At 39.3% G+C, this 13,974-nt stretch carries 13 protein-coding genes; all 13 read right to left on the reverse strand.

Annotation, left to right across the window (positions count from 1 at the left end):
- Nucleotides 1-71: 71 nt before the first annotated feature.
- Nucleotides 72-1,193: a Nif3-like dinuclear metal center hexameric protein gene (locus ABFY19_RS10675; RefSeq protein WP_418790638.1), complete on the reverse strand. Its 1,122-nt coding sequence runs from the start codon at nt 1,191-1,193 to the stop codon at nt 72-74.
- Nucleotides 1,166-1,873, reverse strand: a complete 708-nt coding sequence (locus tag ABFY19_RS10680) for a tRNA (adenine(22)-N(1))-methyltransferase (RefSeq protein WP_418790639.1) — start codon at nt 1,871-1,873, stop codon at nt 1,166-1,168. The genes ABFY19_RS10675 and ABFY19_RS10680 overlap by 28 nt, the downstream gene beginning before the upstream one ends.
- Before the next feature lie 1,043 nt (nt 1,874-2,916).
- Nucleotides 2,917-4,434: an exopolysaccharide Pel transporter PelG gene (pelG, locus tag ABFY19_RS10685; protein WP_418790640.1), complete on the reverse strand. Its 1,518-nt coding sequence runs from the start codon at nt 4,432-4,434 to the stop codon at nt 2,917-2,919.
- Between the two features lie 4 nt (nt 4,435-4,438).
- A complete protein-coding gene (gene pelF / locus ABFY19_RS10690) occupies nt 4,439-5,845 on the reverse strand; it encodes a GT4 family glycosyltransferase PelF (RefSeq protein ID WP_418790641.1) in 1,407 nt (468 codons plus the stop codon).
- Nucleotides 5,842-6,828, reverse strand: coding sequence for a tetratricopeptide repeat protein (locus ABFY19_RS10695; protein WP_418790642.1), 987 nt, complete (start codon nt 6,826-6,828; stop codon nt 5,842-5,844). Before ABFY19_RS10695 ends, pelF begins: the two co-directional genes overlap by 4 nt.
- A gap of 16 nt (nt 6,829-6,844) precedes the next feature.
- Nucleotides 6,845-8,068, reverse strand: coding sequence for a GAF domain-containing protein (locus ABFY19_RS10700; protein WP_418790643.1), 1,224 nt, complete (start codon nt 8,066-8,068; stop codon nt 6,845-6,847).
- A 12-nt stretch (nt 8,069-8,080) separates the two neighbouring features.
- The gene (locus tag ABFY19_RS10705) at nt 8,081-8,758 is read right to left on the reverse strand and encodes a DUF4956 domain-containing protein (RefSeq protein ID WP_418790644.1); all 678 of its coding nucleotides are present in this window, start codon (nt 8,756-8,758) and stop codon (nt 8,081-8,083) included.
- 23 nt (nt 8,759-8,781) lie between these two features.
- Nucleotides 8,782-9,450 carry a polyphosphate polymerase domain-containing protein gene (locus ABFY19_RS10710; protein WP_418790645.1) on the reverse strand — a complete coding sequence of 223 codons (669 nt, stop codon included), beginning with the start codon at nt 9,448-9,450 and terminating at the stop codon, nt 8,782-8,784.
- 93 nt (nt 9,451-9,543) lie between these two features.
- A complete protein-coding gene (locus ABFY19_RS10715) occupies nt 9,544-11,181 on the reverse strand; it encodes a CotH kinase family protein (RefSeq protein WP_418790646.1) in 1,638 nt (545 codons plus the stop codon).
- A gap of 260 nt (nt 11,182-11,441) precedes the next feature.
- Complete coding sequence (locus ABFY19_RS10720) at nt 11,442-11,627, reverse strand: transposase (RefSeq protein WP_418790647.1); 186 nt, start codon at nt 11,625-11,627, stop codon at nt 11,442-11,444.
- Nucleotides 11,587-11,865 (reverse strand): transposase, encoded by a 279-nt coding sequence (locus tag ABFY19_RS10725; RefSeq protein WP_418790648.1) that lies wholly within the window; start codon nt 11,863-11,865, stop codon nt 11,587-11,589. The genes ABFY19_RS10720 and ABFY19_RS10725 overlap by 41 nt, the downstream gene beginning before the upstream one ends.
- Before the next feature lie 31 nt (nt 11,866-11,896).
- A complete protein-coding gene (locus tag ABFY19_RS10730; RefSeq protein WP_418790649.1) occupies nt 11,897-12,052 on the reverse strand; it encodes a hypothetical protein in 156 nt (51 codons plus the stop codon).
- Between the two features lie 384 nt (nt 12,053-12,436).
- Entirely contained in the window at nt 12,437-13,921 is a 1,485-nt protein-coding gene (locus tag ABFY19_RS10735; RefSeq protein ID WP_418790466.1) for an IS1182 family transposase, read from the reverse strand.
- Nucleotides 13,922-13,974 lie beyond the last annotated feature (53 nt).

The following is a 13,974-nucleotide window of genomic DNA, read 5'->3' on the forward strand; positions in this document are numbered from 1 at the left end:
TCAATCACCCCTTTTTTATTTCTTAAACTTTATATTAAAATTAAAAATAGAAGGCAATATGGCCTTCTATCTTAAAAATACTTGAAAGAATCACTGTTATTTTCTGAAACATGAACAGGTACGCTGTATCCTGCTTTTTTGAAACCATCCCGCAGCAAACCTGCAACCTTCTTAACAACAGGGAATTCGGTAGCATAATGCCCGGCATCCACAAAGCCCAGATTAAGCGTCAAAATTTCTTGTGCTTCATGGTACTTCAAATCACCGGTTAAAAATACATCTGCTCCCATAAACGCGGCTTTATGCATCAGATTGGCTCCGCTTCCACCACAAACAGCTATTTTTTGAACTGTCATATCCAATTTGCCTCCATAGCGCAGGGTTGTAATGTTCAGTTTTCTTTTAATATTATTAAGCAGTTCTTCGAATTCAACAGGCTGAGGAAGTTTGCCCATTCTTCCAAGACCCTGAATTTTACCGGGGTTTTCCAGTTTAAAAATATCATAAGCCACTTCTTCATAAGGATGAGCTTTAATCATTTCTTTAACAACTCTTTGAACATATTCTTCCTGAATTACTGTTTCCATTCTAAATTCGTCTGCTTTTTCCAGCACACCCACTTGACCAATAAACGGGTCAGACCCTTCTGAAGCTTTAAAAGTACCGGTTCCTTGTACTGAAAAAGTACACTCAGAATAATTGCCAATGCACCCCGCACCGGCCCTGGTCATGGCTTCACGGACAGTATCCTGATAACCCTGGGGAACATAAACCACCAGTTTATATAGTTTTCCAATTTTATCAGGGTTTAATACCTGCAGGTTCTGAAGCCCCAACAAATCAGCCAGCACCTGGTTTACTCCTTCCTGGGCACTGTCCATATTGGTGTGGGCACAATATACGCTAATATCATTTTTTATCAGTTCCGTTAATATCCTGCCATAGGCCAGGTCATTTCTGATATGCTTTATTGGTTTAAATATCAAAGGATGATGGGAAACAATCATATTCAAGCCCTTGGATACGGCTTCAGCTACTGTTTGAAAATTGACATCAAGGGCTGCCAAAATCCCTGTTACTTCAGTCGCGGGGTCTCCAACATGAAGGCCCACACTGTCCCATTCCTCAGCAAGCCTTTTGGGAAAATACTGTTCAATTAAATTAATTACTGTCTGGCATTTAAGAGCAAGCATTTTTCTATCCTTTCCAAAACATCAATTTCCCTCTGAACTTCGGACCTTTTTAAAATAGTTTTTGATAAAGCACTTTTTTCCATATCTGAAACAATCCTATTAAAATTCTCTAATTCATTCCGTATCAATTTAAGCAAAAGCGGATGTTTTTTTTCAAAAAGCCGCGGGCCCACGGATACTATATCTATATCCATCGTTTTTTCAACTCCGCGGACAACACAGACAATTTCATAAAGACGGCTATCTTCTTCAACAATTTCTTCATCATCAATGGCCCACCCGTTTTCTACCAGCCATTTCCTCAACCGCCGAGAATCATTCATTGGCTGGAGGACCATTTTTTTTAAACTATTGGCAGCACTCCCGGCATTTTGAATAATCTCTCGGATTGTTGAACCTCCCATTCCTGAAATAACCGCCGTATCCACTTCACCGGAACTGATTATTTCCAGCCCATTGCCCTGTCTAAGAAATATACGATCCAGGAAACCAGCTTCAATCACATTTTTTTTTGCCATTTCCAGTGGCCCTTTGTTGAGGTCTCCGGCTATGACTTTTTCAGAAATACCATTTTTTATTAAATAAACCGGCAACATAGCATGATCTGTACCAATGTCTGCAACTACACTGCCGGTCGAAATAAATTTTGCAATTGTCATTAACCGCTTGGTAAGTCTCAAAATATAATCCTCTTTTATGTTTCTTTTTCAGAAACTTTTCTTACCTTAGTATTTTCCACATTTCCAGGTTAAAAACCTTTTTACAAGATTTTTTTTTGTTAGAGGCGTATTTTTAAAATATTCCGGGGTACAATATTGGACGTAAAGGGTTCATAACAGCCGAGCGAAGATCATTGCAGGCTCTTATCAGGGTCTGTAATGGTCGAGCAAAGGTCATTACAGGGTCTTCTTTGGCTCTGTAATGGCCGGAGCGCAGATTATTACAGGTCTCGTATGGGTCTATAGTGGTCCGAACGATCACTATGGGCTCAAAAGGGATTTGTAATAGTCGGGCCACGATCATAATAGGTTCTGGAAGGGTCTTTCAGATTTTGTTCTGAATACACGGCTTAGGGGTCTGTAATGGCCGAAAGGTCATTACAGGCTCGGTAAGGGCTTATTATGGTCTGACAAAGGTTGTCATAGGTTCCGTAAGGCTCTGTAGCAGCCGAAAGGTTGCTGCCGGGTCTGTAGGGATCTATGGTAGCCGGCGATAGGTTGTTATGGGCTCTTTTATGCTTTCTTAGTCTTTTAAAAGGTAACATCTGTCATGTATCATTAAAACATATCGGGGTACAATATTGAACGTAAAGGGTTCATAACAGCCGAGCGAAGATCATTGCAGGCTCTTATCAGGGTCTGTAATGGTCGAGCAAAGGTCATTACAGGGTCTTCTTTGGCTCTGTAATGGCCGGAGCGCAGATTATTACAGGTCTCGTATGGGTCTATAGTGGTCCGAACGATCACTATGGGCTCAAAAGGGATTTGTAATAGTCGGGCCACGATCATAATAGGTTCTGGAAAGCTTCTTTTCAGATTGCTCTGAATATAAGGCTTAGGGGTCTGTAATGGCCGAAAGGTCATTACAGGCTCGGTAAGGGCTTATTATGGTCTGACAAAGGTTGTTATAGGTTCTGTAAGGCTTTGCAGCAGCCGAAAGGTTGCTGTAGGGTCTGTAGGGATTTATGACAGCCGGCGATAAGGTTGTTATGGGCTCTTTTTAACTATATATCGATTCCATGACCTGTGTTTTGCTGAAGCGGAAGTCTTGATTTTTCATCAGCAGGTTTGCCCTGGTACCTATTTAAATAATCTGCAATCAAGACAAACAGGCCTTTTTCTCTTTCTTCAAAAACCGGCTGAAGGGCGAAGGTAGCAAAATTCAGCTTTTTGAAAAGCCTGGCTGATATTACCATCGCTATCATAACAGTAATCAAAGAAGAAATGGTAAAACCATAACCATAGAATTTCAGGCCTTTGCCAGCATAGTAAACGGTTAGAAGAAGATTGGAGGCAAAAAACAGGAAAGTAATCAATATGGCTTTTATTCTAACTTCAAAATATAATAAAACAAGCACAATTAAAAGTATGAAGATATTGAAAAGTGCACCCATTGTACAAACCTTGAAAATGTCCCTGATAATTATGCTGATATTAAAAAAATCAAAAATTGGGCCGGAAAGCATCACCAACGTTACCGAAATCAAGGCCTGAACCTGAAATGTCCGCAACAGTTCACGATAAAGAGACCTCCCCATCTCCTTCCGGGCAAATTCTATTTCCTCAAAAGTACCTGACTTGTTTACCATCCCGTAATAGGTCTTGTACTCATCATAAAATGACGTTTCAACAGATACTAAAAACATAACCATAGAAGGAATTACTGTCAAATACGCCAGGAACACAGCATTATCATAAATAGGTGCATAAAGATAAGTGTCGTAAACCCTCACCCCCGCTATACTAAACCACATAATAATATCATCTATCCACAGACCCAGGGTATAAAACAAACCAACCAAAAACAGACTGGGCACTTTACTGAAATATCGCAGAAAATCGAATTCCAGGCGGTTTCCAAAATAGAAAGTAGATAAAAAATTATATGCCAGAACAAGAAACGTCACACTTAACCCTGCCAAATACGCAAACAGGAGGTTGGAGGCATACTGCAGTGAAGAAAAAGGTATCGGGTTCCCTGAGAAATAAAGTGTTAACGCTATTGACAGCACTCCTCCGAGAATATAGGCCCAGGCAATCAGCTGATAATTCTTGACAGCACTCATATACACCATCAAGATCCAGATCATTGTTATAATTATAAAGAGGTATACAGACATCGTTTTGTATATAAATGGGATGTCTTTATTAAAATAAAAGATGATACCCATGATAAAAGCAGAACTGGCAAGAATTTTATTCAGCCCTATAAAGGAGGGACGAATAAAGTCGTATTCCTGTGAATACAGCTTGTCAGAAATATATCGTGTGATAAGTATCTGCCAGGGAGCGGTAAAAATCTGGGAAAACACAAAACTGTATACCATGGTTCCCATTAATAATTGTTTCTCCCGAGGTATGGGAACAAAAATCTCTGTTATAAATATTATTGTATTAATTGTAATTACAGAGGCAATCCACGGCCCTGCCGCTACCAGGGCTGAATACAAGTAAGCCTTGGTGCGGCTGGAGTAAGATTCTTCTCTAAATAGTTTTTTTAATGTAAAACCAATTCCAGCCATTATCTCACCCTAATTCCATATAGATTTGCTTATATGTTTTCAGGAATTCATCCTTATCAAAATCCCGTTCTGCCCGCAGGCGCCCGTTTCTGCCCATGTTTTCGCGCAATTGGGGGTCTCTGTACAATTTAATCAATTCAGCAGCAGTATCATTTGGAGATGCCATCCTTGTAACTAGGCCGCAAGGGCCTTCATGCCGGTTCTCTTGGAGCTGTTCGCGACAAGCGCCAACATCTGATGCCACAATGGGAATTCCTGATGCCATGCCTTCAAGAATAACCATAGGCTGACCTTCAGAAATAGAAGTAAGCACCAGAACATCCATCTTGGGTAAGTATTGTTTTACATCGACACTTCCGGTAAAAACCACATCTTCAGAAATTTTAAGCATTCCAATAAGATTTTGGCACTGTCGGTAATAAACAGGGTCCTCATCCTCTGGTCCGATAATATAGAGCTTGGCCTGATGCACTTCTGTTTTGACAACTTTAAAAGCCCTGATAAGGGTCATTACGTCCTTTATAGGAACAACCCTGAGGATAGCCCCTATATTGTAACCCTCATGCTTTTCCTTAGCGGCAGAAAACCTCTTGAGATCAACACTGTTAGGAATAACCCTAGTAAGTTCTTTCGGGGCACCCATTTCAATTTGTATATCCCGGTTCCGTTCAAAAAGTGATATTACTAAATCAGCCTCTTTATATGCAGCAATGGACAGAAAATAAAAGAAATCAATCCACAACTTTTTATAGACCCCGGTAACCCACTGAGCCTTAATTATTTCCTCTTCCCTTTCCCGGGCGTAAATACCATGCTCTGTCAACAAAAAGGGCTTTTGTTTTGTTTCATGAAAACTGAGCCCGAGTATTCCGGCATAACCGGTGGAAACCGCATGGAAAACATCTGCATCCATGGCCTCGTGGTGAAGCAGGGTTATAAAGGGAAGCAGCATAGCTCTGATTGTCCAGAAAAAAGTATTAAATTTTTCTCCGTTATATTTGTCGGAATAGTACTTAACAATAGTGTCCCAAAAAAACTCGCTCTGCAAAAAGTCCAAAGCATTCCCTATTTTCTTTTCTATCGAAATTAATCTGACTACCTGCTTCCAATCCACACATGGGTCCAGACGAAGCAGTTTAATAAAATTTTCTTTTTCCTGGTCTGTAAACAAGATTGGTTTATGAAATTTACTGTGGTTCGATTTCAGATAATCATCCAAAAAAACAGTCTTAACTTCACTCACATTATCCGGAAATGAGTACTTGTACTGCAATTGTTCTTTGTATGAAGGCATTATGGACAGAATTTTGAACTCAATGTCAGGCATCCCGGAAATTATCTGGTGAATCCATGTCGAGACACCACCCGTTATATATGGATAACATCCTTCAGAAAGTATACATACTTTCATTGTATCTCCTCTTTTGCCGTCCAAAAGGACAAATTTGTTTTATATTCCTGAGGAATATCCGCTTTTTTCTTGATCAACTCTGTGATAAGCTGGTTAACAGCAACAAAATCCCTTTTTTCATAAGTAATTTTTATATTGTTAATAATCCCTTCCACTTTATCGGGGTACTGTATTAGCATTTTCTGATTAACTTCTTCCGCTTCGAGATAATCACCACTGCGAATATATGCTCTAACCAGTTCGTTTAGTGATTCATAGTTTTCTTTTTGCAGCCCGGACAATTTCAATAATACCTCTACGTATTCATGATTAAACACCTGAAAAATTTCCCCGATTAGTAATCCTGAATCAAGATAGCTTTGATATACCCTGGCCAGTTTCTTTAGGGAATCAAGGTCCTTATTAGTATTAAACTCCTCCCTGAACTGGTTAATCAAATATGTGTACTCGTTTTCCAGCATATTTATGGAAACTGCCGCATAATGCTGAACTTCACTATCCATATCTGTTAGCCCGTGTTTCAGGATTTTTACTCTTTTATCATACTGGGTCAGGGTCATTCCAAAATCAATAATAAGCTCCTTTTTAACCTGGGGATTCAATAAATTCATCTGATCCAAAAAGCTGAGGGTCCGCATTTCTCTGCCATAGTCCGGTTTTTCTTTGATATCATGATACCGCTCAAAATTGATATACCGTTCATAATCACCTAGGACAATGCTTTTGTTTTGAAAGTATGTCAAACTTAAGTAAAGCAATGCAACCATGATTTCTCCCAGGCACGGCAAAATAAAACAAAGATAATTTGGCACTCCGTTCCGGTAATCAAGAAACTTCCTGATCAGGCCATACACTATAAACCCAATCATTATGTGTCCCGCAAGAACCGGAAACGCATAACCGGTATTGTATGCATAAGCAATTAATAGGAACCCGTCTGTTATACCTAATAAAAATATCAAACCAATAATAAAATACTGCAACTGTATCACCCTTTATTTAATCAGGTATTTTTGTTGCCTGTGCCCCAAAACTATGTATAATCCTTTCTTCAATAAGGGGCAGGTTATCTTTTGGAGTTGCCGGAAGCAAAATTTTTAAATGTTTTTTGTCAGGGTCAAACCCTACTACATCTACGGTACGCAGTACCTTTTTGATTCGCTCATCAATATCAGCTTCATTCATATTACTGACCTTGAACTGTAAGGTGGCAAAATCAAGTCCAAATTCTTCTTTCCTTCTGGCCTCAGCATTTAAACGTTCTTCAAAGGCTTCACTTCTAAGGAGTCCGGTACCACTGATGAATCTTGATTCCTTAAGGCCGTCCACATATATTGCCTGACCAAGAGCTTTATTGACCCAATTAGTAATTAATTTAAATAGTTGAAATGCATACTCCGATAATGTATCAAAGTCCATATGTTCTATATTGACTACAGCCATAACCTTATCATCCTTAACCAGGGGGGCGGACATCAAAGGAAATCCTTCTTCCTTGACATCATCCCACCGGATTACCTGCTTGTTTAAAGCAACTTCTCTGAAACCGGCGGATTCCCTGACATTTAAAGAACGGCTCTCCATCCCCGCAATACCTGTCCTTATTTTCAGCCGCAGATAACCACTATTCTCATGATAGGTATATACCGAAACAGCATCGGCCTTAAGGTATTTTGACAGAATACCTATTGTCTCTGTGTAAACTTCTTCCTGGTCCAGGGTTCCCAATCTGGAAGCAATCTCATACAGATGCAGAATACTCTCTTCTGAACCGATAATCTGTTTCTTTAGTTCATCTTGAATTTTCCGGGTCAGCTTATAATCTTTTTTCAATTCCTCGTATTCATCATCAAGAATTTTCTTTTCAGTTAAAGTCCTTTCCATTGAGGCATCATAATTGTCCTTAAACGACCCGAAAATCACTGCTGACCAGAAAAAGAACAGCAGGTATTTATAATTTTTAAAGTGCAGGAACAACAATGAGAAATCATTGTTAACAGATTGAAAAACCACTAGATAAAACAGCGATGATATTGCGGCACTAATCAAACCCAGGTAATTGCCATAACGCATTCCCATTGCAATGCAAAGAATAAATAACGGGTGCGGATTGAGTTCAAGGTAAACATCCCGATTAGGCTGGATTTGATAAAAGATAATATAAATAAGAATATTAACAACCAATGTCTCCATTATGCACATTACCGTCTTTTTTTTGTTCATAATTCCCCCAACCTATCCGACAAAATTGCCATTATAACTTACCAAAGATGCACTTTTGACACCCTCTGTTTCTGCTATTTTTTCTACAAAAGAAGTATCTGCCCCAATAATTTTCAGCTCTACCGTTAATTCTGTCAATTCATCGGTCACTGTTTTTGATTTAATGGTGTAATCCAATTGACTTAATCTTTTTAACAGGGATTCCTTCCCACTGTCATCATAATGGACAATTAACAGGAAAACATTGTTGCTGTTTTTATATTTAAGCAGGGCATAAGAGATAATCCCAACGAATACTGAACCTGTGACCGCAATCATATACAGCTTGGCACCTGTTGTAATACCGACCGCTATTGCCCAAAACATAAATACGATATCCAATGGTTCTTTTACCGGTGTCCGGAACCGAATAATACTAAGCGCGCCGACCATACCCAGTGAAAGAACCAGGTTAGAACTGATTGTCATGATTATCGTTGCTGTAATCATAGCCATTAAAACCAGTGAAACACTGTAATTATAGCTGTACATTACACCACTGTATGTTTGCCTGTAAATATAGAAAATGAACATAGCAATTAAAAGGGTAATTATTAGACCTATAAATATATCTGTAAAATTAACTGCTCCCAAAAGATTGGTTTTTACAAAACCCTGATTGAAAAGATCTTTAAAATTTAATGTCTGCACTTCGATCACCCCCATCTGAATAGTTACATCCCAATTTGCCTTGATACATGTTCCCTGCATAACATGTACTTTGAGACTGCCAAACGGTTGGAACAATAACCCTCTAAAATATTTCTGAGATATCCGGGGAAAAAATTATTATACTTTAACTCCATGATTACCGAATACTCTGCTCCAACCAGGCTGCTGACACAGTTATCACTAAATATATCTTTTTCAGGCACTGCTGCAGATAGTCTTTTGTCTAAAGTAATCCGAATATCATTAAATGGAATCACAAAAGCCTCCCGCTGATAATCCACGATAACCGCCGGTTTAAGGTATTTGGTTCTAAATTCCAGGTAATATTGTTCCCTGACTTCATTCCTGCTGTTATAAAGGAATGAAATATCACCATCATATATTCTTTCATACTCTTCTCTGGAAATCGGTGATGATATCTTATGAATATAATCCTGATGTTTTTCTTTGATTTCCAATTTAATTAACCGGTCCGAACGGTTATATATACGTATCCGAAACTTTTTCCTATGGCTGTATCCCTGGTATTTATCTCTCAATGCAGAATCATACATGTCATCGAAATAGAGACTTCTGATATGGTATCCACCTAAATCGAAACAATGACTGTCTTTTTTCATTATCTTTTTTAATATTTCCCTCATATGCAGGTAAGTTCCAGTTGTTAACAAAAACTTATACTCCTGCCTTAATCGCTGTGCGCCCCCTGTTTGCATATGCACGCTTATCACCACCTTTAGCAAGAAACAGCTGCCTATTCACTGCTAAATCAAAAATTCCTGCACTCCAAAATAGTACATCCCATCCTTATCAACAAAAAAATCAAACGCTGATTGCCGGTTGCCCTGAACATCCTTTATACCCAGTCTCCAATAATACTTACCTGGGGGCAGATTATTTACTACATGCTCACTTTCTCTAATCCCGTCTTTTTTATATAAAACCTTTTTAAAATCAGGGGTCTCACTGATTTCAACTTCGTAAAAAATCTGATCATCCTGAAAATCATAAGACTTTCCCCATTTTAAAATAACAAATGACCCTGTTGTAACGGGCTGTCCCATATGAACCGGCATTGGTTTCTGGAGAGTTATATAATACTGCTGCCTGTTATATTCAACTAAACCCGGTATTTTTTGAAAATCAGCCAGGACATCATCCATGCTGTAACGGCTGTATTCACTGTCAGGTGGTGTGCTTAAATAGTGTAGAGATACCGGTTTATATATCTCAACAAGTTTTTCGATTCTGTCCCTGTTGAGATAGTCAGCCATGGACTCGATTTTCTCTGTCAACTCATCAAGGTTCTGCTTGTTCTGTAAAAATCTCCTGTGCAGGACAACCCCCCAGTAGTTGGATATCCCTTCCTGCCAGTCCCCCTTGGTGTAATGGTACCCCCAACATTTATCATAATCCCACGGCAGGAAATACCATTTATCATTATCACTGGGACTGTACAGAAAAAAATTCCGGCTGTTTGTATCGATGTTTCCTAAAAGGATATTTAGTGCCAGCCAGGTAGTATAATTTTCCCGGTCAAAATACTTATCAATGATATCATTGATATTAATTAAGTCATTGTTTAAATCATCAAGCATTTTAATCAGTTTCCGGTGGTCATCATCCCCTTTGATCTCAAAAACTTCTTCAAACCTGCGTCGTTGATAGGTCGGAGCCGTCTTCAGCTTGAGCTGGTCCGGATACCTGTAAAATTCAAAGTTTTCTGCCTTATACAGGTTTCCCTTTGAATCAAGTCCATGGGTTTTCAAAAAATCCTTATCCACATTTTCAACATGGGTAAACAAACCAAAGTCCTGATAATTAGCCTGAAAATCACCTTTACTCAGGTCTTTTATGTACAAGTGTACAAACTGGGTCCTCAGGCTGGTATACCCCGGTATCCCTTTGAACAAATCAAAGCTGAGCTTATTGCGGATTTTCGTTGAATCCCATGGATGCTTATTAAGATTGATAACCTGAAATCCCTGCCAAAGACCGGCCTTTTTGTTTAATTCGATTTTATACGATTTCTGTTCCGCTAACCTCGTGGACTGCCCCCTTAAGCTCATTATCCCGTTTCCGTCAGTCAATCCATACCCATAAAAACCCGGCTGTGGTGTCCCGTTTTTGCCCTCCTGGCATATTACCTTTAACTCGACTTCGATAGCATCCAAATTACTTACATCCTGATTTAAGTCAGCAAAAGTAAAACCATTCTGGTATTTTGCAGGAAGCACCGTGACATAAAGCTCTTTGACATCACCAGGCTCATCCTGATAAATTGACTTATTTTCTAACAGACCTGTTAGTACAGGCTGAAGGTTTTCTTCCCGGTTTATCACTAAAACGGCCAAAAACAATATGAATAAAGCAATTGGAATTAACCATTTCTTTATATCCATAAGGTCCTCTCCCATATATCCGAATAAATAGTATTACGTTTAATTATCGAATATTATCGCTATTTTCTTTAATAATATTTCTTATCAATTTTCTACATTTACACATTACTACTCACCCTAGTTGCTTATTTCGGGATTTTTTAAACTTTTTTACCATTTTGTTACCGGCGATGTCGGAAATTACAAAAGGAACCGTGTCATAAGTAATTACTTATGGGCATGGTTCCTTTCTTTGTGTCAAAAAATTAGTGGGCTTCTCCTTAAGCCCACTGGATAGTTGCTAGCTTTGAAATATTATGTGCCATACATAGTAATCCCCACTCAACTTTAACCTTTTCAAGGCCTCTGAGCAGAAATCTTTTAAAGCCCCAGCACCATTTTATTCGGCCAAATACATACTCGGGTTCAATACAGCGTCTTTTGCGCAGGGCAAGGCCTAGCTCCATCAAGATAGTATTCTTCAAGATTAATCAGGCCTTTGATAGCCATATATTCCACCAGTAATTGAAATACCTCGTCAATTATGGTCTTCATATCTGACCTGAAGCGGTTGATAGTGCGAAAGTCAGGAGTGTTGCCTCCGGCCAACCACATGAAATGTATGTTTTCCCGCAACGCTCTGGCCAATTGCCTTGAAGACCATACCTTGCGGCTATACCCGTAAACCAATACCTTAAGCATCATTTTAGGATGATAACTGCCAGCGCCGCCACCCTTATATTTTACCAGGAGTGGGTATAGGCTCAATTACCTGGTTCACAGCACGTACTTTATGCTGCGATGGAATCATGCTCTCCAGACTCATGGGCAAGGACAGTTGATTCATATCATATGACTTAAAGACTACCTTCTGATGACCCTTCTTTTTCATACGCTTCCTCCGAATCTTTACTGTTTCATTAATAATTCTACAGTGGAAGCAAAAACCCTTTCACCTTCAAAGTAATGTTTTTTCTTTTCCTGCTTTTGATGGTCCTATGAGAGGGATGCAACTTTAAGAAAGGTCCGGGAAGCTGGGTGAGGTGTTGCGCAAGGTTTTCCTTACACTGGCGTCGTGAGGAGTCTTATCGCAGCTCCGCTAAGCGAAATCACGGACCGGAGCCACGGATGGCAGAGCCGCCATTGAGGCAGGAGCCGAATTGGCGGTTTAGTCCGTGACTTCGCCAGGAGCAAGGTTAGAAACCTCCGACGCCAGTGCGGAAAACCGGTGCAATAACTCACCAGATTCCCGCCCATCAAAAAGGGAACATCCCAATTATGGGGCTTGTTGACAAAAATGGCTAGGAACTAATTTCCCTAGCCATTTTCTCATTATAGTTCGTATTTTATTTGAAATGCATGTGTGTTTCTTACGTAATTCCCGCTGTTTTATTGCCTTTATATATCTTTTTATGTTTATAACTAACGCCGATAAGAGGCATTGTTCCAAAACATTGGCGATGCCTCTTCTTCTTGCTTTTGAAAGATTGTGGTTTTCTTTTAAAATACCATTTGTTCCTTCGCACCACATTCGCCTAAGCTTTCGAATCCGCGTATATTCAACCGATCCTTGCCTTGTATGGGTCTTATCTGCATAATCTTGATGGAAGGGGCGTGTTACACTTTTTCGCCTATCACTTTTAGACAAACATTGTTCTTTTAGTAGACATGCTTTACATTCTCTGGTCCTAGCGGCATATACTTTAGTCTTTTTTTGCTTAATATGAGATAGATAGAGAAATTTGCCTTCTGGGCATATATAAACATCTTTATTTCTATTATACGCAAACTTATCTATAGTAAAACTCTCTGTCTTACTGAGCCTTGCAAAACCAGGAATATACCCTTCAATTCCCAATTTGTCTAATCCATAATGAACATTCATATAGTCGTAACCTTTATCTGCACCAACTTTCCGAATGTTTAAGCCAAGCCGTTCTTGCTGTGATTTTAGCCGGTCTATGTAAGGTTCACTGTCGTCAACATTGCCGGGAGTTACATAAACATCCGTAATTATGCCGTGTTTAGCATCTATACTCATATGGTCTAAGTAGTGGAAGCCCTTTGGTTTTTCAGGCCGGTTCAGATAGCCACTTTCCGGGTCTGTTTTACTCCTAACGATTTGTTTTGTTTTCGGGGCAGTATTTGGTTCTTTTCCTCGTTTCTTGCCTTTATAGCCTTTTTCCTTATTTATTTTTTCCTGAAGAGCTTCGGCTTCTTTTTCTAGTATACCCAAGTATTCAGATGGAGTGCATTCTACCGTGACTACTTCCTTTCGCTTATTAGAAGCATTGGCTTTTATATGAGTGGAATCTGTAACTATGATTTCACCAGTGACAATTCCTTCAGCAATGCAAAGTTTGATTATCTCATCAAATATTTCCTGAAACACATTAGTTCCCTTAAACCGCCTTCTTCTATTTTGCGAAATTGTTGAATGGTCCGGGACAGGTTCATCCAGGTCAATATTTAAAAACCAACGGTAGGCCAGATTCACTCTCACTTGTTCTTCTAATTGCCGTTCGGACGGAATTCCGAAAAAATATCCTATCAGTAACATCTTGATTAGTTTAACCGGATCAACAGAACGGCGTCCCCTGTGTGAATACATATTCTCAACCTTGTCATAGATGAAACTAAAATCAATCTTATCTATTACTTCTCGGAGGAGATGGTCTTTGGGAACCAGTTCCTCCAAGTTGACATACATATATTTGCTTTGGCTGGGTTGATTTTTATCCATCATATTGCTCACTCCCATCAAAAAACCGGTAGAATTAATAATTCTACACGGTTCCTTGAAACACCTTTCAA

Origin of the sequence: Phosphitispora sp. TUW77, assembly GCF_048453025.1 — a bacterium.
GTDB lineage: Bacteria > Bacillota > Thermincolia > Thermincolales > UBA2595 > Phosphitispora.